22 protein-coding genes are annotated in these 21,278 nt (G+C 60.8%); 9 read left to right on the top strand and 13 right to left on the bottom strand.

What is annotated here, in order from left to right:
• Positions 1 to 92: 92 nt before the first annotated feature.
• From USF70_RS01695 to USF70_RS01685, 3 genes are read left to right on the top strand one after another with little or no spacing between them, the layout of a single operon-like run.
• Positions 93 to 707, top strand: a complete 615-nt coding sequence (locus tag USF70_RS01695) for a methylthioribulose 1-phosphate dehydratase (RefSeq protein ID WP_033144913.1) — start codon at positions 93 to 95, stop codon at positions 705 to 707.
• Positions 704 to 1,393, top strand: coding sequence for an acireductone synthase (mtnC, locus tag USF70_RS01690; RefSeq protein ID WP_023334872.1), 690 nt, complete (start codon positions 704 to 706; stop codon positions 1,391 to 1,393). Before USF70_RS01695 ends, mtnC begins: the two co-directional genes overlap by 4 nt.
• Positions 1,390 to 1,932, top strand: a complete 543-nt coding sequence (locus USF70_RS01685) for a 1,2-dihydroxy-3-keto-5-methylthiopentene dioxygenase (RefSeq protein WP_023315605.1) — start codon at positions 1,390 to 1,392, stop codon at positions 1,930 to 1,932. Before mtnC ends, USF70_RS01685 begins: the two co-directional genes overlap by 4 nt.
• Positions 1,933 to 2,028: 96 nt before the next feature.
• On the opposite strand, the gene USF70_RS01680 is transcribed toward USF70_RS01685, so the two are convergent.
• Both USF70_RS01680 and mtnA read right to left on the bottom strand, forming a co-directional pair.
• A complete protein-coding gene (locus USF70_RS01680) occupies positions 2,029 to 2,499 on the bottom strand; it encodes an SRPBCC family protein (RefSeq protein WP_032641748.1) in 471 nt (156 codons plus the stop codon).
• Positions 2,500 to 2,541: 42 nt separating this feature from the next.
• Positions 2,542 to 3,558, bottom strand: coding sequence for an S-methyl-5-thioribose-1-phosphate isomerase (gene mtnA / locus USF70_RS01675; RefSeq protein ID WP_320735221.1), 1,017 nt, complete (start codon positions 3,556 to 3,558; stop codon positions 2,542 to 2,544).
• A gap of 104 nt (positions 3,559 to 3,662) precedes the next feature.
• Here mtnA and mtnK point away from each other — a divergent pair, with 104 nt between their 5' ends.
• A complete protein-coding gene (gene mtnK, locus USF70_RS01670; protein WP_248233869.1) occupies positions 3,663 to 4,862 on the top strand; it encodes an S-methyl-5-thioribose kinase in 1,200 nt (399 codons plus the stop codon).
• Between the two features lie 62 nt (positions 4,863 to 4,924).
• Here mtnK and USF70_RS01665 read toward each other — a convergent pair whose 3' ends face one another.
• The 4 genes from USF70_RS01665 to USF70_RS01650 all read right to left on the bottom strand — a co-directional run bounded on the left by USF70_RS01665 (position 4,925) and on the right by USF70_RS01650 (position 9,835).
• On the bottom strand, positions 4,925 to 6,166 hold the full coding sequence (locus tag USF70_RS01665) for an LVIVD repeat-containing protein (protein ID WP_033144907.1): 1,242 nt from the start codon (positions 6,164 to 6,166) through the stop codon (positions 4,925 to 4,927).
• An 89-nt stretch (positions 6,167 to 6,255) separates the two neighbouring features.
• Positions 6,256 to 7,320 carry a sugar ABC transporter substrate-binding protein gene (locus USF70_RS01660; RefSeq protein WP_023310718.1) on the bottom strand — a complete coding sequence of 355 codons (1,065 nt, stop codon included), beginning with the start codon at positions 7,318 to 7,320 and terminating at the stop codon, positions 6,256 to 6,258.
• A gap of 20 nt (positions 7,321 to 7,340) precedes the next feature.
• Positions 7,341 to 8,336: an ABC transporter permease gene (locus USF70_RS01655; RefSeq protein WP_023334863.1), complete on the bottom strand. Its 996-nt coding sequence runs from the start codon at positions 8,334 to 8,336 to the stop codon at positions 7,341 to 7,343.
• Positions 8,333 to 9,835: a sugar ABC transporter ATP-binding protein gene (locus USF70_RS01650; RefSeq protein ID WP_094934403.1), complete on the bottom strand. Its 1,503-nt coding sequence runs from the start codon at positions 9,833 to 9,835 to the stop codon at positions 8,333 to 8,335. Before USF70_RS01650 ends, USF70_RS01655 begins: the two co-directional genes overlap by 4 nt.
• Before the next feature lie 159 nt (positions 9,836 to 9,994).
• Here USF70_RS01650 and USF70_RS01645 point away from each other — a divergent pair, with 159 nt between their 5' ends.
• The 4 genes from USF70_RS01645 (at position 9,995) to USF70_RS01630 (ending at position 12,749) form a co-directional block, all read left to right on the top strand.
• Positions 9,995 to 11,083 carry an oxidoreductase gene (locus USF70_RS01645; RefSeq protein WP_320735220.1) on the top strand — a complete coding sequence of 363 codons (1,089 nt, stop codon included), beginning with the start codon at positions 9,995 to 9,997 and terminating at the stop codon, positions 11,081 to 11,083.
• A 57-nt stretch (positions 11,084 to 11,140) separates the two neighbouring features.
• Positions 11,141 to 11,884, top strand: coding sequence for an SDR family NAD(P)-dependent oxidoreductase (locus USF70_RS01640; RefSeq protein ID WP_032661029.1), 744 nt, complete (start codon positions 11,141 to 11,143; stop codon positions 11,882 to 11,884).
• Between the two features lie 183 nt (positions 11,885 to 12,067).
• Positions 12,068 to 12,364, top strand: coding sequence for a type II toxin-antitoxin system RelE family toxin (locus USF70_RS01635; RefSeq protein ID WP_047749439.1), 297 nt, complete (start codon positions 12,068 to 12,070; stop codon positions 12,362 to 12,364).
• Positions 12,345 to 12,749: a helix-turn-helix domain-containing protein gene (locus tag USF70_RS01630; RefSeq protein WP_033144901.1), complete on the top strand. Its 405-nt coding sequence runs from the start codon at positions 12,345 to 12,347 to the stop codon at positions 12,747 to 12,749. Before USF70_RS01635 ends, USF70_RS01630 begins: the two co-directional genes overlap by 20 nt.
• On the opposite strand, the gene USF70_RS01625 is transcribed toward USF70_RS01630, so the two are convergent.
• The 7 genes from USF70_RS01625 to entC form a co-directional block, all read right to left on the bottom strand.
• A complete protein-coding gene (locus USF70_RS01625; RefSeq protein ID WP_006809671.1) occupies positions 12,746 to 12,943 on the bottom strand; it encodes a YbdD/YjiX family protein in 198 nt (65 codons plus the stop codon). The genes USF70_RS01630 and USF70_RS01625 overlap by 4 nt on opposite strands.
• 96 nt (positions 12,944 to 13,039) lie before the next feature.
• Complete coding sequence (gene cstA / locus USF70_RS01620) at positions 13,040 to 15,145, bottom strand: pyruvate/proton symporter CstA (RefSeq protein WP_033144900.1); 2,106 nt, start codon at positions 15,143 to 15,145, stop codon at positions 13,040 to 13,042.
• Between the two features lie 149 nt (positions 15,146 to 15,294).
• The gene (entH, locus tag USF70_RS01615; protein WP_023310710.1) at positions 15,295 to 15,708 is read right to left on the bottom strand and encodes a proofreading thioesterase EntH; all 414 of its coding nucleotides are present in this window, start codon (positions 15,706 to 15,708) and stop codon (positions 15,295 to 15,297) included.
• 1 nt (position 15,709) lies between these two features.
• Complete coding sequence (gene entA, locus USF70_RS01610; RefSeq protein ID WP_087822169.1) at positions 15,710 to 16,465, bottom strand: 2,3-dihydro-2,3-dihydroxybenzoate dehydrogenase EntA; 756 nt, start codon at positions 16,463 to 16,465, stop codon at positions 15,710 to 15,712.
• A complete protein-coding gene (locus USF70_RS01605; protein WP_033144898.1) occupies positions 16,462 to 17,316 on the bottom strand; it encodes an isochorismatase in 855 nt (284 codons plus the stop codon). Before USF70_RS01605 ends, entA begins: the two co-directional genes overlap by 4 nt.
• 10 nt (positions 17,317 to 17,326) lie before the next feature.
• Positions 17,327 to 18,937: a (2,3-dihydroxybenzoyl)adenylate synthase EntE gene (entE, locus tag USF70_RS01600; protein WP_320735219.1), complete on the bottom strand. Its 1,611-nt coding sequence runs from the start codon at positions 18,935 to 18,937 to the stop codon at positions 17,327 to 17,329.
• Between the two features lie 9 nt (positions 18,938 to 18,946).
• The gene (gene entC / locus USF70_RS01595) at positions 18,947 to 20,122 is read right to left on the bottom strand and encodes an isochorismate synthase EntC (protein ID WP_048975908.1); all 1,176 of its coding nucleotides are present in this window, start codon (positions 20,120 to 20,122) and stop codon (positions 18,947 to 18,949) included.
• 188 nt (positions 20,123 to 20,310) lie between these two features.
• Between entC and fepB the strand changes: the two genes are divergently transcribed.
• Positions 20,311 to 21,270 carry a Fe2+-enterobactin ABC transporter substrate-binding protein gene (gene fepB / locus USF70_RS01590; RefSeq protein ID WP_320709068.1) on the top strand — a complete coding sequence of 320 codons (960 nt, stop codon included), beginning with the start codon at positions 20,311 to 20,313 and terminating at the stop codon, positions 21,268 to 21,270.
• Positions 21,271 to 21,278 lie beyond the last annotated feature (8 nt).

The following is a 21,278-nucleotide window of genomic DNA, read 5'->3' as shown; positions in this document are numbered from 1 at the left end:
GCTGCCACTATAACACGATGTTAGTCTTTGGCAATCAAGACGCTTAGACGTCTAAACCATATGAATATTCCTGGCCGCGAGGGTAAAAGGAAATGACAGACAACCTGCAACTCACACATCTTGTCGACGCCTGCCGCTGGATTGGCGCCAAAGGCTGGGCACCCGCCACCGGCGGCAACATGTCGGTGCGTCAGGACGAGCGCCTCTGCTGGCTCAGCGAATCCGGCAAAGACAAAGGCAGCCTGACAACGGCGGATTTTCTGCAGGTTGAAATCGCCACCAACCGCGCGCCGTCTGGCCGCAGGCCGTCGGCGGAAACCGGTCTTCACACGCTGATTTATCGCCTGTTCCCGGAAGCCAACGCCGTCCTGCACGTTCATACCGTCAACGCCACGGTGCTGTCGCGTCTGGTCAAAGAAGCCGAGCTCAACATCAGCGGCTTTGAGATGCAAAAATCCCTCACCGGGCAGACCACGCATCTGGATACGGTGGCTATCCCGGTCTTTGATAACGACCAGGATATTGACGCCCTCGCCTCCCGAATCGCCCATTACGCACAGGAACGCCCGCTTAATTATGGTTTTCTTCTGCGCGGTCATGGCTTAACCTGCTGGGGACGCGACGTGGCCGAGGCCCGCCGTCATCTGGAAGGACTAGAATTCTTATTTGAATGCGAAATGCGTTTACGACAACTGGAGAGAGTATGATTCGCGCGATTGTGACGGATATTGAAGGGACCACCAGCGATATCCGTTTTGTCCATGACGTTTTGTTCCCCTACGCGCGTGAGCGGCTGGCGGCCTTCGTGACCGCGCAGCAGTACGCCGAGCCGGTCAAATCCATTCTGGACAACCTGCGTGATGAAATCGGTCACCCGCACGCCAGCGTCAGCGAGCTTATCGACGCCCTGTTTGCCTTTATGGATGAAGACCGCAAATCCACGGCGCTCAAAGCCCTGCAGGGGATCATCTGGCATGACGGCTACGTGAACGGCGACTTTACCGGCCACCTCTACCCGGACGTACTGCCTGCGCTGGAAAAGTGGAAAGCGCAAGGGATTGATCTCTATGTTTATTCCTCTGGCTCCGTCGCCGCGCAGAAACTGTTATTTGGCTACAGCGACGAAGGTGATATTACTCATCTGTTCAGCGGCTATTTTGATACCCACATCGGCGCCAAGCGCGAGGTGCAGTCCTATCAGAACATTGCGGCACAAACGGGCATCGCCCCGTCGCAGATCCTGTTCCTGTCCGATATTCATCAGGAGCTGGACGCGGCTGAACAGGCAGGTTTTCGCACCCTGCAGCTGATTCGCGGTGATGATGACGGCGCAAGCCATCACCATCAGGTCCACCAGTTTGACGAGATTAATCCGGAGCAGATCCCTTCATGAGCGCATTGACCATTTATTCCGATAAAGACGCCAGTCAACACCAGTGGCACAGCACCGACGCCGCCGAGATCGCCCAACAGCTCAACGCCAAAGGCGTGCGGTTTGAACGCTGGGCGGCGGATCGCGATTTAGGACACGATCCCGCGCCCGAAGCCGTGATCGCGGCGTATCAGCATGCGATCGACAAGCTGGTGGCGGAAAAAGGCTATCAGAGCTGGGACGTGATCAGCCTGCGCGCCGACAACCCGCAGAAAGAGGCGCTGCGCGCGAAGTTCCTGAACGAACACACCCACGGCGAAGACGAAGTGCGCTTCTTCGTGGAAGGCGCGGGGCTGTTCTGCCTGCACATTGGTGATGAGGTGTATCAGGTGCTGTGCGAGAAAAACGACCTGATTTCCGTTCCCGCGGGCACGCCGCACTGGTTTGATATGGGCTCAGAGCCGAACTTTACGGCGATCCGCATTTTCGATAACCCGGAAGGCTGGGTGGCGCAGTTTACGGGCGATGCCATCGCGGATGCGTATCCACGGTTGGCATAGGTAAAAGCAAAACGGCAGCTAGAGCTGCCGTTTTTAGTGTTTGCTCCCTCTCCCTGTGGGAGAGGGTCGGGGTGAGGGCATCAGGCCGCTCGAGCTTCAACGCTCCAGTCCTTTCACATACCCCACCAGCTGATCCAGCACAATCCCCCACCCTTCGTGGAAGCCCATCTGCTCATGCTGCTCGCGGATTTCCTTCGTCGGATGACGCGCAATCGCCGTGTAGCGGGTCTTGCCCTCGCCCACATCTTCCAGCAGCAGGATCGCCGTCATAAACGGCTTTTCGGCCGGTTTCCAGCCTTCGGTATAGCCGTCGGTAAAGACCAGCTTTTTACCCGGGTCGATTTCAAGAAATACGCCCCGGTTATCCATCCGCTGACCGTCCACCTCAAACACGGTGTTGAACCTCCCGCCCACGCGGAGATCGAGATCGCATTCGGTCACCTTATGGGGAGCAGGAATGAAGAAGTTTTTGATGTGTTCCGGCGTGGTCCAGCACAGCCACAGCAGGTCGCGCGGTGCATCCACCACGCGCTCCAGTTTTAAGTCAGTTTCAGGATCGAGCGTCACGATATTGTCCTCTTAAGGGAGCCCCTTAAAGGATAGCCGGACTCAGGCGAATTTCCCGTTTGCCACCGCTTCCGGCGTGACCACGCCCGTGTCCAGCACCCAGCCGCTAATCAGCGAGGCAGGCGTAACGTCAAACGCCGGGTTATAGACCTGCGCGTTTTCCGGCGCCCACTGCACCGCGCCAAAGCTTCCGGCCACGCCCGTCACCTCGCTGGCGGCGCGCTGCTCAATGGGGATCGCATCCCCGTTCGGGCAGTCCGGATCGAGGGTCGTTTGCGGGGCGGCCACGTAGAACGGAATGCCGTGGAATTTCGCCAGCACCGCCAGAGAATAGGTGCCGATCTTGTTCGCCACATCGCCGTTGGCGGCAATGCGGTCTGCGCCCACCCACACGGCGTCCACTTCCCCTTTTGCCATCAGGCTGGCGGCCATGGAATCGGTAATCAGCTGGTACGGCACGCCCAGCTCGCCAAGCTCCCACGCGGTCAATCTGCCGCCCTGCAGCAGCGGACGGGTTTCATCCACCCAGACGCTGCTGACGTTACCCTCCTGATGCGCGCGGGCAATCACGCCCAGCGCGGTACCGACGCCCGCCGTTGCCAGCCCGCCGGTGTTGCAGTGGGTCAGCAGACGGCTGCCGGGCTTCACCAGCGCGCTGCCGGCTTTGGCGATCGCGTCGCAAAGACGTTTGTCTTCGTCAATCAGGCGCAGCGCTTCCGCGACCAGCGCCGGTACAAAATCTTCCTGCCACAGGGCGAGCTTCATGCGATCGAGATTGTTCATCAGGTTCACCGCCGTCGGGCGGGAGGCGCGCAGGGTTTCCAGCGCCGACGCCAGCTCGTCGCGGCTTTTGCCGTTTTCCGCCAGCAGCGCCAGCAGCAGGCTTGCAGAGAGACCAATCAGCGGCGCGCCGCGCACGCGCAGGGTGTGGATATGCCCGACCAGCGCCTCTACCGTCGAGGCATCCAGCCAGCGTTTCTCCTGCGGAAGCGCCTGCTGATCGAGAATAAAGAGCTGATTATCCGCCACCCGCAGGCTGGTCGTCTGTAATGTCTGCATGTCGTTAATTCCCTGTTGCGTTGTTGTAGCACATTGTGTCAGGATGAAATCCAGATGTATAGACGTCTACATGTCTTAATTAGAAAACTCGTGAGGAGCAGGCCATGTCGCAATACCGTACCTTTACCGCTCAGGACGCCGTGGAGTATGCCAGGCAGTTTGGCGGACTTGACGATCCTTCATCGCTGGTAGAGGCGCAGGAAGTAGGCGACGGCAACCTCAATCTGGTCTTTAAAGTTTTCGACGGCGCGGGCGTGAGCCGCATCGTCGTTAAGCAGGCGCTGCCCTACGTCCGCTGCGTCGGCGAGTCCTGGCCGCTGACGCTGGACCGCGCCCGCCTTGAAGCGCAAACGCTGGTCGAGCACTACCAGCACAGCCCGCAGCACACCGTGAAAATCCACCACTTCGACCCGGAGCTGGCGGTGATGGTGATGGAAGATCTCTCCAGCCATCGCATCTGGCGCGGCGAGCTGATTAAAAACAATTACTACCCGCAGGCGGCCCGTCAGCTGGGCGAATACCTCGCGCACGCGCTGTTCCACACCAGCGATTTCTACCTGCACCCGCACGCGAAAAAAGCGCAGGTAGCGAAATTCATCAACCCGGAGATGTGCGAGATCACCGAAGATCTGTTCTTCAACGATCCGTACCAGATCCACGAACGCAACAGCTATCCGGCCGAGCTGGAAAATGACGTCGCGGCCCTGCGCGACGACGCGCAGCTTAAAATTGCCGTAGCTTCCCTGAAGCACCGCTTCTTCTCGCACGCCGAAGCGCTCCTGCACGGCGATATTCACAGCGGCTCGATTTTTGTGGCCGACGGCAGCCTGAAGGCCATCGACGCCGAGTTCGGCTACTTTGGCCCGATTGGCTTTGACGTCGGTACCGCCATCGGCAACCTGCTGCTGAACTTCTGCGGCCTGCCGGGGCACCTGGGCATTCGCGATGCCGCCGCCGCGCGCGAGCAGCGCCTGACCGATATTCAGGAGCTGTGGAACACCTTCGCGGAACGCTTCCAGGCGCTGGCAAACGAGAAAACGCGCGACGCCGCGCTCGGCGCGCCGGGCTATGCCTCCGCGTTCCTGAAAAAGGTCTGGCATGACGCCATCGGCTTCTGCGGCACCGAGCTCATTCGCCGCAGCGTCGGGCTTTCCCACGTCGCGGATATCGACACCATCCAGGACGAGGCGATGCGCCACGAGTGCCTGCGCCACGCGATAACGCTCGGTAAAGCGCTGATAGTCATTGCCGACCGCATCGACAGCGCCGAAGATCTGGTGGCACGGGTGCGTCAGTACAGCTGATTACATTTGGTTTTCTCCCTCTCCCTGTGGGAGAGGGCCGGGGTGAGGGCATCAAACCGCACTCATCCCAGATACTCAATCACCGACAGCCCGCCGTTATAATCCGTGCTGTAAATTATCCCCTGCGCATCCACAAACACGTCGCACGACTGGATCACCTGCGGGCGATTTGGCCGCGTGTCCATCATTCTCTCCGGCGCGGCGGGCACCAGCGCACCGGTTTCCACCGGTCGATACGGATTGGAAATGTCATATGCACGCACCCCCGCGTTCTGATAGGTCGCAAAAATCAGCGTCGAGCTGACAAAGCTCCCCGGCCGGTTCTCGTGCAGGTTATGCGGGCCAAAATGCGCCCCTTTCGCCACGTAGTCGGTTTCATCCGGCTGCGGGAAGGTCGAGATGCTGACCGGGTTCGACGGCTCGCGGATATCAAACAGCCAGATCAGCTTTTCGCCGTCCTCCTGGTTATCCAGCACCGCTTCGTCCAGCACCACCAGTAAATCGCGGTCCGGCAGCGGCAGCGCGGTGTGCGTCCCGCCGCCAAACGGCGGACTCCAGTTGCGGTGGCTAATCAGCTTCGGCCGGGTGCGGTCCTTCACGTCCAGCAGCGTCAGGCCGCCGTCGCGCCAGCTGCCGTAGGCGGTATCGCCCGCGATAATCGCGTGATGCAGCGCGTAGCGTTTCCCTTCCGGCCAGTTCGGCTTCTCCCCTTCGGCCTGGTTCATCCCCGGCAGCCACCAGCGCCCCGCCACTTCAGGCTTACGCGGGTCCGCCAGATCGATGGTCAGGAAAATGTAGTCGGTAAAGCCGTCGATCAGCGCTGACACATACGCCCAGCGGCCGCCGACGTACCAGATGCGGTGGATGCCGATGCCGCTCAGCGACAGAAAGCCGATTTCGCGCGGCCTGTCGGGCGTGGAGATATCAAACACCCGCAGCCCGGCGCTCCAGCCTTTGTCCTGCACGTCGCTGACGGTCTCCCCCACCTGGCGGGTGTAGTAGACCTTCTCGTCGGCAAAGCGGGCATCGGCAAACAGATCCCGGGCGTTAATCACCAGCAGCAGGTCGTCATGCGCCTGCAGATGCACGTTCCAGGTGCCGGGCGGCGCGGGCACGTAGCCCGCCGCTTTCGGGTTTTTCGGGTCGCGCACGTCGACAATCGAAAATCCCTGCGACACCATATGGCCGATATAGGCGAAACCGCGATGGACCATCAGCTGCACGCCGTCCGGGCGACCGCCCTGATCGCTATGGCCAATCAGCCGCATATTGCGGCTGTATTCTGGAAGGGGTACTTGCGTCACCGTTAGCTCCTTTGGGTTTTCCCCCTCTCCCTGTGGGAGAGGGCCGGGATGAGGGCATCAGGCCGCACCTGACGCCACCCGGCCTGGTTTTATTTATTCTTCGCTTCCAGCGTCGCAAACCACGGCGCGATAAAATCTTCCGTCTGGCCCCAGCCCGGAATGATTTTCCCCAGCGACGCCACGTTCACCGGGCCCGGCTGGGCGGTCAGCAGCGCCTGAGGAATGGCCGCCGCTTTGAAATCGTAGGTCGCAGGCGTGGCTTCCCCGGCAATCTTGTTCGCCACCAGACGCACGTTAGTCGCGCCAATCAGCTTCGGATCCACCGCCACGCTCACCTTCCACGCGCTGCCTGGCTCGCGCATCAGCTGCAGATCCTGGTTAGAGATGTCGATGCTGTAGAGCTTAATCTCGGTGCGGCCGTTCTCTTTCAGCGCCTTATACGCGCCCTGGCTGAAGGCGTCCCAGGTTCCCCAGATGGCGTCGATTTTGCCTTTCGGGTATTTCGCCAGGATCGCACCCACCTTGTTGGCGGTATCGCCCTGCACGTCAGAGGACACGGCGCCGATAGACTCCAGCTCTTTGATGTCCGGATACTGCTTTTGCAGCTCTTTATAGGCCGCCTGACGACGCTCCATCGGCGGGAAGCCCGCCACCCACAGCTTGACGATATTGGCCTTGCCGTTGAAATCTTTCGCCAGCTGGCCGAAGGAGAGGTTCGTCAGGGAGGCATCGTCCTGCTGGGTGACGGTCACGCCGGGGATCTCGCCGTTAACCGCCGTATCAAAGACGGAGACTTTGATCCCGGCATCCACTGCTTTCTTCACCAGCGCGGTGGAGTACGGATCGCGCCCCTGAGAGAGAATAATCCCGTCATACTTCTGGCTGATGGCCTGGTTCACGAAGTCCTGGAATTTGGCGTCGTCCCCGTTGCTTAAAAAGGTGCTGACCTTAAAGCCGAGCTTTTTCCCTTCCTGAATTGCGCCAGCAATAAACTGCGTGGTGTTGTCATCTGAGCCGAGGTTACGGATCACCGCGATGCGGATCGGGCCGTCATGGTTCGCAATGGCTGCCGGAAGCGGCGCGGGCGTGGCCGCGAAGCCTGGCAGAGCCGTGAGCAACCCAAGTGCCACCAAAGAGAGTGCAATCTTTTTCATTTTTTTATCCCGTTGTGTTGTCAGCGTTTTTGTATGTAGGTAATCGCCAGCGCTACCGCGAGCACCAGCCCTTTTATAATGTCCATGGCGTAATACGGCACGGAGAGCATCACCAGCCCGTTCGACAGCACGCCGAGAATGACCGCCCCAACCAGGGTTCCCAGCGCGTTCGGCTTGCCGGATCCGGCCAGCGAGAAGCCAATCCACGCCGCCGCCACCGCATCCATCAGGTATCCGCCGCCCGCATTCACCTGCGACGAGCCGATGCGTGAAGCCAGCAAAATCCCGCCCAGACCCGCCAGCAGCGAGGCAATCACGTAGGCCGCCACCTTGTAGCGCGTGGTGCGAATGCCGGAGAGGCGCGCCGCTTCGGGGTTACCGCCGATGGCGTACATGCGTCGGCCATGCGTAGTGAGCGACAGGCCCAGCTGCGCCAGCACGGTCACCACCAGCATGACGATCACGATGGTCGGCACCTGCCCCAGCAGGCTGAACGCCGCCGGAATGGTCCCTTCCGCCATGTCGCCGCTCGGCAGCACCATGTTCTCGGTAATCGACCCGCCGTAGCTGTAGGTCATCGCCACGCCCTGGATCACAAACAGGCTGGCAAGCGTCGCCAGCATGTCCGGAATGCGCAGGATGACGATCAGGAATGCGTTAAACAGACCCACCAGCGTGCAGAGCGCGAGGGTGATCAGAATCGACTCGGTGGTGCCAAAGCCGTGCCAGACGAAAAGGGAAATCACCAGCGCGTTCGCCAGCGAGGCGGTGGATCCCACGGAGAGATCGAACCCGCCGATGGTCAACGAGATCGACACGCCAATGGCAATCACCGTCACGATGGCGATCGAGCGCAGGATATTGATGATGTTGTTCGGGTCGAGGAAGCTGTCCGACGCCAGGCCAAAGACGGCCACCAGCGCGACGACGGTTAACAGCATGCCCCACCTGTAGAGAAAATCGAAAATCTGCTGGCGGCCAGACGCCGCCGCGTTCACTGAAAGGGCCTTGCTCACGACGCCGTTCCTCCGGTTGAATAATAAAGTAGTGTCTCTTCGCGGGCCTCGGCCCCGGCGATTTCCGCCACGATGCGCCCGTCCCACAGCACGCAGATGCGGTCGCACAGCCCGACCAGTTCGGCAAACTCGCCCGAGGCGTAAATCACCCCTTTGCCCTCGCGCGCCAGGCCGTCAATCAGCTGGAACAGGTCGGTTTTGGCCTTCACGTCCACGCCTTTGGTCGGCTCGTCGAATATCAGCACGCTGGCGTCATTGCGCAGCCATTTACCGATGGCGACCTTCTGCTGGTTGCCGCCGGAAAGACGGCGCAGCACCTGCCCCGGCCCACGCGCGCGCACGCCGACGCGGGCGATGACCTCTTCCGCCCAGCGCCACGCCTGACGATGGCCAAACAGGCTCCAGCGCGAAAAGCTGTTATCGGCGCACACGGCGAGGTTCATGCTCACCGGCTCGTCGATAAAAATGCCCTCTTTCCGCCTCTCCTCCGGCACCAGCGCCAGACCGCGCAGCACGGAGTCGGCCGGGTCGCGCGGCTGCCAGGATTGATGATTCAGCTCACCGCGCGCCACGCGGCTCTTGGTGGCGCCAAACAGCGCCTTGCAGAGTTCGGTTTTCCCCGCCCCCGCCAGCCCGGCAATCCCGAGAATTTCGCCTTTGCGCAGGTGCAGGGAGATATCTTTCAGCAGCGCGTCGTCGTGAAGCCCCTCAACGCGTAACAGCGTTTCGTCGCCGTGCGGCGGCCGCGCGGGCGGATAGATATCGCTCAGCACGTGGCCGAGCATCTTCTCGACGATCGCTTCGCCGCTAAGATCGGCCATCGGGCCGGACTCGATCAGCTTGCCGTCGCGCAGCACCGTCAGGGTGTCGCAGATGGCCTTCAGCTCGTGAATGCGGTGAGAGATAAATACCACGCCGATGCCCTGCTGCTTTAAACGTCTCACTACCGCAAACAGGCGCTCGCTCTCATGCGCGTCCAGCGGCGCGGTGGGTTCATCAAGAATCAAAAAACGGCAGTGATGGGACAGCGCCCGCGCCAGCAAAATCTGCTGCTTTTCGGCCAGCGAACAGCCGTCGATGGAACGGCGAACGTCCAGCGTCACGTCGAGCTGCGCCAGCGCCTGTCTCGCCTGCTGGCGGATAGCGCGCCAGCTGAAGCGATGCCCCGGCTGCGCCAGCTGGTCGAGCATGATGTTTTCGGCAATGCTTAACCCCGGGATCAGCGCTACGTCCACTTCCTGCTGCACAAGGTGGATCCCCAGCCGTTTGGCATCGAGCGGTTCGCGGATGCTCACCGGCTGGTTGTTGATGCTGATCTCACCCTCATAGTGGTCGTGCGTCCCGCACAGCACCGCCATCAGGGTCGATTTTCCCGCGCCGTTGGCACCGGTCAGCGCGTGTACGGATCCGCCGGTTAAGGTGAAATTCACGCGCGACAGCGCCTGAAAGCCGGAAAAGGCCAGGCTGATACCGCGCATCTCAAGGCGACTGGAAACCATCCGCGTAAATCCTTCATTACTCTTCTGATTTATCGAATTTTTCACAGCTCCGGTTGACTGACAACGACGGAAAAGGCATAAGTTAAAGCGAAATATTATTAGCCATCCGGATGTCCAGACATAACATCGGGTTAGCGCTTCCGCAAAAAGGACACCATCATGAGCAACACCGATATCCGCGTCGTGCCTGGCCCGGCGAACTACTTCTCTCATCCCGGAAGCCTTGCGAGGCTGGATAACTTCTTTACCCCGGAACAGCTTTCCCGCGCGGTGTGGATTTACGGCGAACGCGCTATCGAAGGCGCGCGCCCTTTCCTGCCCGAGAGCTTTAACGCGCCGGGAGCGAAACGCCTGCTGTTTAAAGGCCACTGCAGCGAGCGCGACGTCACCCATCTGGTGAATGAATCCGGCAGCGACGCCAGCGTGGTGATTGGCGTCGGCGGCGGCGCGGTACTGGATACCGTCAAGGCCGTGGCGCGCAGCTTAGGGGTGCCGTTCGTGGGTATCCCCACCATTGCCGCCACCTGTGCGGCGTGGACCCCGCTTTCCGTCTGGTACAACGATGCCGGACAGGCGCTGCATTTTGAGATCTTCGACGACGCCAACTTCCTGGTGCTGGTGGAGCCGCAGATCGTCCTCAACGCCCCGGCGGAGTACCTGCTGGCGGGCATCGGCGATACGCTGGCGAAGTGGTACGAAGCGGTGGTATTGGCACCAGAGCCGGAGAACCTGCCGCTGACCGTGCGGCTGGGCATTAACGGCGCGCTGGCGATCCGCGACGTGCTGCTGGCGCGCAGCGAAGAGGCGCTGGCCGACCAGCAGCGCGGCGAACAGACGCAGGCGTTCCGGGACGTGGTCGATGCAATCATCGCCGGCGGCGGGATGGTCGGCGGCCTGGGCGAACGCTATACGCGCGTGGCGGCGGCGCATGCGGTACACAACGGCTTAACCGTGCTGCCGCAGACGGAAAAATACCTGCACGGCACCAAGGTGGCCTACGGCATTCTGGTGCAGAGCGCCCTGCTCGGCCAGGACGACGTGCTGGCGCAGCTGGTCGCGGCGTACCAGCGTTTTAACCTGCCGACCACGCTTCGCGAGCTGGACGTCGACATCAATAACCGCGACGAGTTGGATCGGGTCATCGCCCACACCCTGCGCCCGGTGGAGTCGATTCACTATTTACCTGTTACGTTAACGCCTGACGTTCTGCGCGCCGCGTTTGAGAAAGTGGAATCCTTCAGCCGTTGATCGCGCCGACAGGCTATACCTAATGATGATTCTTACCACTCTCGTAACGAGGTCATCATGCAGATCGATTTAACAGGTAAAAAGGCGCTGGTTACCGGCGCCAGCCGCGGATTGGGTCGTGCGATTGCCCTGTCGCTGGCGCGCGCCGGTGCGGATGTGATTATTACGTATGAAAAATCTGCCGATAAAGCCCAGGCGGTCGCCGATGAGATTAAGGCGCTGGGGCGCCACAGCGAAGCCGTGCAGGCCGACAGCGCCAGCGCGCAGGCGATTCAGGATGCCGTCACCCATGCGGCGCGTTCCCTTGGCGGGCTGGACATTCTGGTCAACAACGCCGGGATCGCGCGCGGCGGCCCGCTGGAGTCCATGACGCTGGCGGACATTGACGCCCTTATCAACGTCAACATTCGCGGCGTGGTGATCGCCATTCAGGAAGCGCTGGTGCACATGTCAGACGGCGGGCGCATTATCAACATCGGCAGCTGTCTGGCAAACCGCGTGGCGCAGCCGGGCATTGCCGTTTACTCGATGACCAAATCGGCGCTGAACTCCCTCACCCGCGGGCTGGCCCGTGATTTAGGGCCGCGCGGCATTACCGTTAACCTGGTGCACCCCGGCCCCACCAACAGCGATATGAACCCGGAAGACGGGGAACAGGCTGACTCTCAGCGTCAGCTTATTGCTTTGGGTCATTACGGTCAGCCGGAAGACGTCGCGGCGGCGGTCACGTTTCTTGCCAGCCCGGCGGCCGGGCAGATCTCCGGCACCGGCCTGGATGTGGACGGCGGTTTGAACGCCTGATCGCAATCTCCCTGCAAGCCTCTGTCGCCCGGCAGAGGCGTTTCCGAGCATCCTCGACGGTTCGCGTTTTGCCGCTTTCTCCGGTTATTTCCCCGCTCTACAGTACCCCATTAGAAATTCGGAATTTATCTAATAGCCTTATTATTTCCTTATACTTTGTGTGGGCGTACAGTGGAGGTACGGATGAAGATTGTCTGGTCAAAGAATGCAAAGAAAGAGTTTTTCAAAATCGATGGCCGATATCAGCGAAGAATCAAAGCAAAACTTGCTGAGCTGGACGATCGCTCAGCTCCCCGGCCCGATATCAAAAAAATATCGGCAACAGAAAATCAATTCCGGCTACGCGTTGGCGATTACCGCATTCTGATTACACTTCGGGACGATCCCGATAACCATTGTTATGTTTTGGCCGTCAAGCGCAGAACATCAACGACCTACCTTCACGAGGAGAAAGCCCCCTATGGCTGTTCAGCTAATTAAGGACGATGACGGAAAAGCGCAGTACGTCGTTATTCCCTATGATGAATACTTTCGTATGTGCTTACAGATGGCAGAAATCGACGACGAAACCGATGATGATCTAGAGGATATTGAAGTCGAACACGATTGTTATGATGACGTAGGATTACCTGGTGAAGTGTGCGACGTCATGCATAACGAGAACGTCAGCCTGCAGGCCGCGTGGCGTATCCTGCGCGGCATGTCCCAGCAGGAGGTGGCGGAAAAACTCGGCATCACCCAGTCCGCCGTGTCGCAGCTGGAAGCGCTCGACTCCCGTCCGCAAAAGCGCACCCGTGAAAAGCTGGCAGCGATCTACGGCTGCAGGCAGGAACAGATCAGCCTCTATTTACCGAAAGAGGGTTAACAGCACTTCGCCCCGCCCTTGCCGCCGTAGCGGGCGTCCTGGCGGTCGCGGAAAAATTCTTCGTAGGTCATGGGCGTCTGGTCCGGATGGTTGACGCGCATATGCTCGACGTAGTTGTCGTAGTCCGGCACGCCAATCATCATTTTGGCGGCCTGGCCCAGGTACTTACCTGCTTTGGATAGAGTGTCGAACATAATCAGTTTCTCGTTTGTTTCCGGCCCTCTCCCGGAGGGTGAGGGCGGAGAAGAAATGTAGGCCGGGTAAGGCGAAGCCGCCACCCGGCAAACAGGTTAGTGCGCCCCTTTCGCCTGGGTCACAATCTCTTCCAGGTTTTCAGGCATCGGCTCGTACGGTGTTTCTTTCGCCGTTGGCTGATCGTTTTTCAACGCCGCCAGCGCGGTCTTGAGAGAATACAACGCCAGCACCACGACCACCACCATAAAGAAGATGGTCAGCCCGGCATCCAGACGGTTGTTAAACACCAGCTGGGACAGCTGCGACTCGGTGTACTGCGCCGGGATCTTGCCGCTGTCGATCATCGCCTGGAACTTGTTGGCGATCGCCAGGAAGCCCACCTTGTTGTCCGGGCTGAAGGCCTTCTGCCAGCCCGCCGTCAGGGTACAGATCAGCAGCCACGCGGTTGGCACCAGTGCCACCCACGCGTAACGCTGGCGCTTCATCTTGAACAGCACCACCGCGCAGAGCATCAGCGCCATGCCTGCCAGCATCTGGTTGGCGATACCAAACAGCGGCCACAGGGTGTTAATCCCGCCGAGCGGATCGACCACGCCCTGGTGCAGGAAGTAGCCCCACGCCAGCACGCACAGCGCCGTCGCCAGCAGGTTAGCCGGGAGCGAATCGGTACGCTTCAGGTTCGGGGAGATCACCCCCAGCAGGTCCTGCAGCATAAAGCGCGCCGCACGAGTTCCCGCATCCACCGCCGTCAGGATAAACAGCGCCTCGAACAGGATGGCGAAGTGATACCAGAACGACACGTCCATCAGCCCGCCCAGCGCGCCGTGAAGAATATACGCCATGCCGACCGCCAGCGTCGGCGCTCCGCCCGCACGGGAGATAATCGACTGCTCGCCCACTTCACTGGCGATGCTCGTCAACGTATCAGGGGTAATCGCAAAGCCCCAGCCGCTCACCACCTGCGCGGCGGACGCCACCACGTCAACGGTGCCAGCCGGTGCCAGTACCGCCATCGGGCTGTTCATCGCGAAATACACGCCCGGGTCGATGATACAGGCAGAGACCAGCGCCATGATGGCGACAAAGGATTCCATCAGCATGCCGCCGTAGCCGATCAGGCAGGCCTGATTTTCATTCGCCAGCATCTTCGGCGTGGTTCCGGATGCGATCAGCGCGTGGAAGCCCGACACCGCGCCGCAGGCGATGGTGATAAACAGGAACGGGAACAGGTTACCGGTCCAGACCGGGCCGGTACCGTCGATGAATTTGGTTAACGCAGGCATGGTCAGGGTCGGACGCATAATCAGAATGCCGATCGCCAGCCCGACGATGGTGCCGATTTTCAGGAACGTAGAGAGATAGTCACGCGGAGCCAGCAGCAGCCATACCGGCAGCACCGCCGCCACAAAGCCGTAGCCCACCAGCATCCAGGTCAGCTGGACGCCGGTAAAGTCGAAGAACGGCGCCCAGGTAGGGCTTTCCGCCACCCAGCCGCCGGAGATAATGGCGAACACCAGGAATACCAGGCCAATTACCGACACCTCACCAATGCGGCCCGGGCGCAGGTAGCGAATATAAATCCCCATAAACAGCGCCAGCGGAATGGTGAAGGCAACGGTATAGGTCCCCCACGGGCTGTGGGTCAGCGCTTTCACCACGATCATCGCCAGCACCGCGAGGATGATCACCATGATCATAAAGGTCGCCACCAGCGCAATCACCCCGGCGGTTGCCCCCATCTCCTCTTTCACCAGCTCACCCAGCGAACGCCCGTCGCGGCGGGTCGAGACGAACAGCACCATAAAGTCCTGCACAGCGCCCGCCAGCACCACGCCCGCGAGGATCCAGATCATCCCCGGCAGGTAGCCCATCTGCGCCGCCAGCACCGGCCCCACCAGCGGACCCGCCCCGGCAATCGCCGCAAAATGGTGACCGAACAGCACTTTTTTGTCGGTCGGCACGTAGTCCAGCCCGTCGTTATGGCGGACGGCAGGCGTCATGCGCGTCGCATCAACGCCCAGAACGTTCTTCGCAATATAGCGGCCATAAAAACGGTACGCGATCAGATAAATGCAGACGGAGGCGACGACGATCCAGAGCGCATTGATCTGTTCCCCCCGGTTGAGGGCGATATAGCCCAGGGCAAAGGCTCCCACAACGGAGAGCCCTGCCCATATAAGGTATTTCCCTGAGTTGTTCATAGTTGTTGTCCGTTGTTGTGAAACAGTGAGATGTTACATTTTGTTTCTAGAACAACCGGAAAAATTTAACAACTTTGAAACGCAATAATGCGTGGTCAAACCAGAGATTTACACCACAGTGTTAAGCCGATCACTTTGATCTGCCTGGCTTAGCCCAACACCATCGTACTCAACCGACAGGTACAGCACCGCCGCCCCTGCTCGTCGAATACCACAATCTCCCAGCTCTGGCTCGAACGCCCCAGATGCAACGGCTGGCATACCCCGCGCACTTTGCCGTGAGAGACCGCACGATGGTGCGTGGCGTTAAGCTCCGTCCCCACCACGCTCTGCCCGTCGCGGGTCATCAGAAAGCCGGCCATCGATCCCAGCGTTTCCGCCAGCGCCGCCGACGCGCCGCCGTGCAGCAGGCCAAACGGCTGATGGGTACGCGCATCCACCGGCATCTCCGCTTCCAGCGTGTCGTCGCCGAGGCGGGTATAGACGATACCGAGATGCGCCACCAGGGTGTTCAGGCTGGTCGCGTTCAGCTCCTCGAGCGGTAAATGACGTTTCCAGATCATCTTACGCCCCCAGCGTGGAGCCGCCGTCCACCACGATATCCTGCAGGGTGATATGGCTGGCGGCATCGGAAGCAAGGAACAGCACCGTGCTGGCAATCTCCTGCGGGCGAGCGATTTTGCCCAGCGGAATGCCGAGCTTGAACTGCTCGCCAAAACCGCGAATACGCTGCTGCTCCGCGTCGTCGCTTTTCCACAGCGTGCGCTGCATATCGGTATCCGTTGAGCCCGGCGACACCAGGTTACAGCGCACGCCGCTGCCCGCCAGCTCCAGCCCGACGGTCAGGGCCAGGCTTTTCAGCGCCGCCTTCGACGCGCCGTAGGCGCTCATGCCGATGCGCGGCGTATGCGCCGCGTCGGACGCCACGGTGACTATCGCCCCGCCCTGCTGACGGCGAAACTGGCCCATCGTCTGCTGGAACAGGTTGAACGCGCCGCCGACGTTGACCGCGAAGGTCTGCTGCCAGTCCTCCTGCGAAAGCTGGTCCGTCGCCCCCATGCGCAGAATGCCCGCCGCGTTGACCAGCACGTCCAGCCGTTCAAGCGACGCCAGCGCGCGCCCGCACACCTCATGCACCTGCGCGGCATCCGCCACGTCCAGGGTTTCAGTGGCGAACGGATAATCCCCCAGCGGAAAAGCCAGATCGAAGCCGGTCACCCGTGCGCCCACCTCCACAAACGCCAGCGCCGTCGCGTAGCCAATCCCCTTACCCGCGCCCGTCACCCAGACGGTTTTACCGGTGAAATCCAGCCCCATCACTTCACCTCGCGGGACAGCAGCGCCCACCAGGCGTCGATGGTTGGATTTTTGGCCAGCATCACGAAGTCAATGTCGCCGTGCACTTTGCGCCAGCGGGCGGCCAGCGCCATCATGCGCACCGAGTCCAGGCCGTAGTCGATCAGGTTTTCGTCATCCATCGGCTCGTCGGACTCGTCCAGCAGCGGCAGGATCAGCTCACGCAGCGCGGCTTTGGTCGCCGGAACGGACGGCAGCAGCTCGTCGGTCATCACCACGCGGCCCGAGCGTCCGGCCACATAGTTCAGCGACATCAGGTGCTCGTCACGGGTGAAATCCGCCAGCGCGTCGGCGATAAAGAACGGTTTGATGTCGCGCATAAAGGCATCGGTGGCGGTGGTCATACAGCCGATATGGGCGTAAACGCCGGTAATCAGCAGCTGGTTGCGGCCGGTTTCTTTCAGCATCTGCTCCAGCGGCGAGCGGTGAAACGCGCTGTAGCGCCACTTCACCAGCACCGTGTCCGCTTCGTCCGGGGTCAGTTCGCGGACAATGCGCTGCTGCTCCGGCGAGCGGGTCAGGCCCGGCCCCCACATGTCGTTCAGCAGGGCGCGGTCTTCGTCGCTCTGCTCTTTCGGCTGAGCGGTGTAGTACACGGGAATATTGTGCGCTTTGCAGTAAGCGCGCAGTCGGGCGATATTCGCCACCACCTGCTGCATCATCGCGCTGTTTTCGCCCCAGAAGTTCAGGAAATACTCCTGCATATCGTGGATCAACAGCGCGGCACGTTCAGGCTCAAACGCCCAGTTTACTTTACTGGTCGGCAGCTCTGCGGCGGTCGGCAGCGCGTAAGCGGTTAATTTTGGAATGGCCATACTCTGTTCCTCAGCCCCGGGCGCGTTCAGCAAGCCACAGGCGCAACTGTTTCTTATCGACTTTGCCGACCGGCGTCAGCGGTAGCGCATCCACGCTCTCCACGCGGTCCGGCAGCTTGAATTCGGCAACGCCCTGCTCGCGCAGGAAGCGGCGCACTTCAACCGCGCGCAGCGGCTGTTTCATCACCAGATACGCGCAGCTTTTTTCGCCCAGCAGGCTGTCCTCCATGCTCACCAGCGCGGCGTGGATCACCGCCTCGTGGCGCAGCAGCAAATTTTCAATCTCTTCGGCGGCGATCTTCTCGCCGCCGCGGTTGATCTGATCCTTCTCGCGCCCCTGCACGGTGATGTAGCCCTGCTCGTCGATGGCGATCAGATCGCCAGAGCAGTAAAAGCCGTCGGCGTCAAAGGCGCTGGCGTTGTGTTCCGGGCTGTTGAAATAGCCGCGGAAGGTATACGGCCCGCGCGTCATCAGACGCCCGACCTCACCGCGCGGCAGCGGGTTACCGTGCTCGTCCGCCACCCACACTTCGTCGTCCGGGCTCATCGGGCGGCCCTGAGTGTTGATGATGCGCTCCGGCAAGTCGTCGAGCGCGGTGTAGTTCACCAGCCCTTCCGCCATGCCGAACACCTGCTGAAGCTGGCAGCCGATTTCCGCCGGAATGCGCGCCGCGAGCGTGGCGGAGAGGCGTGCGCCCCCCACCTGCAGCAGCCTGAGGGATTTGAGCTGCGCGTTGCCCGCGCCGTCGGCAATCGCCTGCAGCCACAGGCTCACCGCCGGAGGAACCAGCGAGGTGACGTTAATCTGATGCCGTTCAATCAGCGGGAAGCAGAGCGTGGCGCTCGGATCGTTCGCCAGCACTACGCACCCGCCCGCGGTGAAGACGCCTAACGATCCCGGCGAGCTCATGGCGTAGTTATGCGCCGCGGGCAGCGCGTTCAGATAACGCGTTTCGGCGGTGATGCCGCAAATCTCGTTGCTGCGGCGAATGCTGTAGTCGTAGTCGTTATGCGTGCGCGGGATCAGCTTCGGCGTGCCGGTGCTGCCGCCGGAAAGCTGGAAAAACGCCACTTCGTCAGCGGGCGTCGGGTTCGGGATGAAGTTGTCCGCCGGACGCGCAATCGCCGCTTCCAGGGCGTGTTCGCCCTTATCGCCGCGCAGCAGTACAAGGCGTACCGAGCGATGCGCATCCACAAAGGCGTTGAGGAAATCATCGCCCGCAAACAGCGCGTGGTCGCGATCGGCAATCAGCACGGCGGGTTTGATCTGCTCCGCGTAGGCGTTCAGCTCGCTGCGCTGATGGCTAAAGAGCGCGTTAACCGGCGCGACGCCAATTTGCAGCAGCGCAAAGAAAGTGACGTAGAACTCGGCCACGTTACCGAGCTGCACCAGCGCGGTCTCGCCGCGCTGCAGCCCGCGCGCCTGAAGAACGGACGCCAGGTTGTTCACCGCCTGATTAAACGCGCGGTAAGTAATGTGCCGCTCGCCGTCGATAATCGCCACGGCATCGCTGTCCGCGCGATCCGTCAGGATGTGGGTCAGCGGCAGATCCTGCCAGTAGCCTTTTTCGCGGTAGCGGCGGGCGAATTCCTCAGGCCAGCGGGTAAAAGGAATGGTCATGAGCGATCCTTAGTGCAAGCCAAACACGTTGAGCATGGTGGAGAGCTTCACGCCCGTTTCGCGCCATTCGCCCACCGGCGAAGAGGCAGGCACAATGCCCGCGCCGGCAAACAGGCGAACGCTATTTTCGCGAAGACGCGCGCAGCGGATGGTCACCACCCACTCGCCGTTGCCTTCGCTGTCGCACCAGCCGACGATGCCGCCGAACAGCTCGCGGTCGAACGGCTCCAGCTCGGCGATCAGCTCTTTTGCCGCCTCATGCGGGAAGCCGCTCAGCGCCGGGGTCGGGTGCAGCAGGCAGGCCAGAGTCAGGGCGTTTTCGTTCTCGCGCGCGTCACCCTCAACCGGCGTCGCCAGATGCCACAGCGTCGGCGTGGTGATGAGCTGCGGGGAAGACGGCATGCTCAGGTGGTGGCTGCGCGGTGCCAGAATAGCCTTCATCGCCTGGGTCACCAGGTCGTGCTCGTGGCGGTCTTTTTCGGAGGCCAGCAGCTTATTGCCCGCTTCGCGATCCAGCACATCGTCCGGCTGACGACGCGCGGAGCCTGCCAGCGGCAGCGAGCTAAAGTGCGCGCCCTCTTTACGCAGCAGCAGTTCGGGGCTGGCGCCGAGCAGCACGCCGCCGTCTTCCAGCGGCACGTGGAAGTTAAAGCTCGCCGGGTTCTGGGCGATCAGCCGCTCCATCAGCGCACCGCTGTCCATGTGTTTGTCGGTCGCGATATCAATCAGACGCGACAGCACAACCTTGTTCACCTGCGGCGTAGCGGTGAGCGACGCGGCGCGAGCGACCATCTCTTCAAACACGGGCTGCGGCGGGATCTCGGTGCGTTGTTCCACCTTCAGCGCCTGCGAGCCGGAAAAATAGCGTGCGGACTGCTGACGTGCCGGACGGGAAAAGGTCTGCCAGCGCTGTGGAATAAACAGAGAAGATGGCTTGCGGGTATCGAACGGAATAGCCCCTACCATCACCGGATGAGCGATACCGTTAGCTTTCGCATTCCGGAAGGCCTGGGCTAATTTTTGCTGGAATTGACCGGCCGGATCGTCACCGCCGACGGCGGGTTCAGAGAAGCGGGCAAAACAGCCTGAGGTAGTAAAACTGCGGTAAGGCGACATAAAGAAAAAGCTGTCTGATTGCAGCGTGGTCGCGGTGTGCTGAACTTCCTCAGCCAAGGACGTGTCCATATCATCCTCCTCAAAATGATAAAAGAAGCAATAATGATTATCATTTATATTTTCGTCGGCTAACCTAATCCCACATCGCTTCGCTGTCAACCGTCGGACAAATAACTTATGCGACAAAAGCTTGCATCCCTTCGCATCAACCATGAAAATGAGAAGCATTATCTTCAACGAAAACAGGATGTCGCGCTGTGAAATTCCCTGCCCTATTCCGTAATACCCTGCTTTTATCTGGACTTTTAGTTTTAGGACTTGCCTCAGCCGCTGCCGCCGACTGGCCGCGTCAGGTGACCGACAGCCGAGGCGTTCACACGCTTGAGAGCAAACCGACGCGCATTGTCTCCACCAGCGTGACCTTAACTGGCTCCCTGCTGGCGATTGACGCGCCGGTCGTTGCCAGCGGCGCGACCACGCCGAACAACCGCGTGGCGGATGCGCAGGGCTTTTTGCGTCAGTGGGGCGATATTGCGAAACAGCGCAAGGTTGCGCGGCTGTACATTGGCGAGCCAAGCGCCGAAGCGGTCGCCGCGCAAATGCCGGATCTGATTTTGATCAGCGCTACCGGCGGGGATTCCGCGCTGGCGCTGTACGATCAGCTCTCCGCCATCGCCCCAACGCTTATCATCAACTACGACGACAAGAGCTGGCAGGAACTGCTGACGCAGCTGGGCACCCTCACCGGGCAGGAAAAACAGGCCGCAGAGCGCATTGCCGCGTTTGATAAACAGCTCGCGCAGGTAAAACAGCAGATGAAGCTGCCGCCGCAGCCGGTGAACGCCATCGTCTACACCGCCGCCGCGCACAGCGCCAACCTGTGGACTGCGGAATCGGCGCAAGGCAAGCTGCTGCAACAGCTGGGCTTTACGCTAGCGGATCTACCCGCCGGGCTGCACACCTCAAAAAGCCAGGGCAAACGCCACGACATCATCCAGCTGGGCGGTGAAAACCTGGCGACGGGGCTGAACGGCGAAGGGCTGTTTGTGTTTGCCGGCGATCGGAAAGACGTGGATGCGATTTACGCCAACCCGCTGCTGGCGCATTTGCCGTCGGTGAAAAACAAACGGGTCTGGGCATTGGGAACGGAGACGTTCCGCCTGGATTATTACAGCGCGGTGTTGGTGTTGCAGCGTTTAGAAGCAATCTTTGGGTAACAGCTGCG

Source organism: Enterobacter sp. 237C8 (assembly GCF_034106865.1).
Lineage (GTDB): Bacteria > Pseudomonadota > Gammaproteobacteria > Enterobacterales > Enterobacteriaceae > Enterobacter > Enterobacter asburiae_B.
This window is presented reverse-complemented; position numbering and strand designations above follow the sequence as displayed.

What these genes read in the sequence shown, in the direction of transcription:
- USF70_RS01695 (WP_033144913.1), top strand. Translation starts at nt 93, where the DNA reads ATGACAGACAACCTGCAACTCACACATCTTGTCGACGCCTGCCGCTGG.
- mtnC (WP_023334872.1), top strand. Translation starts at nt 704, where the DNA reads ATGATTCGCGCGATTGTGACGGATATTGAAGGGACCACCAGCGATATC.
- USF70_RS01685 (WP_023315605.1), top strand. Translation starts at nt 1,390, where the DNA reads ATGAGCGCATTGACCATTTATTCCGATAAAGACGCCAGTCAACACCAG.
- mtnA (WP_320735221.1), bottom strand. Translation starts at nt 3,558, where the DNA reads ATGCAGACATTACAGACGACCAGCCTGCGGGTGGCGGATAATCAGCTC.
- mtnK (WP_248233869.1), top strand. Translation starts at nt 3,663, where the DNA reads ATGTCGCAATACCGTACCTTTACCGCTCAGGACGCCGTGGAGTATGCC.
- USF70_RS01660 (WP_023310718.1), bottom strand. Translation starts at nt 7,320, where the DNA reads ATGAAAAAGATTGCACTCTCTTTGGTGGCACTTGGGTTGCTCACGGCT.
- USF70_RS01650 (WP_094934403.1), bottom strand. Translation starts at nt 9,835, where the DNA reads ATGGTTTCCAGTCGCCTTGAGATGCGCGGTATCAGCCTGGCCTTTTCC.
- USF70_RS01645 (WP_320735220.1), top strand. Translation starts at nt 9,995, where the DNA reads ATGAGCAACACCGATATCCGCGTCGTGCCTGGCCCGGCGAACTACTTC.
- USF70_RS01640 (WP_032661029.1), top strand. Translation starts at nt 11,141, where the DNA reads ATGCAGATCGATTTAACAGGTAAAAAGGCGCTGGTTACCGGCGCCAGC.
- USF70_RS01635 (WP_047749439.1), top strand. Translation starts at nt 12,068, where the DNA reads ATGAAGATTGTCTGGTCAAAGAATGCAAAGAAAGAGTTTTTCAAAATC.
- USF70_RS01630 (WP_033144901.1), top strand. Translation starts at nt 12,345, where the DNA reads ATGGCTGTTCAGCTAATTAAGGACGATGACGGAAAAGCGCAGTACGTC.
- USF70_RS01625 (WP_006809671.1), bottom strand. Translation starts at nt 12,943, where the DNA reads ATGTTCGACACTCTATCCAAAGCAGGTAAGTACCTGGGCCAGGCCGCC.
- cstA (WP_033144900.1), bottom strand. Translation starts at nt 15,145, where the DNA reads ATGAACAACTCAGGGAAATACCTTATATGGGCAGGGCTCTCCGTTGTG.
- entH (WP_023310710.1), bottom strand. Translation starts at nt 15,708, where the DNA reads ATGATCTGGAAACGTCATTTACCGCTCGAGGAGCTGAACGCGACCAGC.
- USF70_RS01605 (WP_033144898.1), bottom strand. Translation starts at nt 17,316, where the DNA reads ATGGCCATTCCAAAATTAACCGCTTACGCGCTGCCGACCGCCGCAGAG.
- entE (WP_320735219.1), bottom strand. Translation starts at nt 18,937, where the DNA reads ATGACCATTCCTTTTACCCGCTGGCCTGAGGAATTCGCCCGCCGCTAC.
- entC (WP_048975908.1), bottom strand. Translation starts at nt 20,122, where the DNA reads ATGGACACGTCCTTGGCTGAGGAAGTTCAGCACACCGCGACCACGCTG.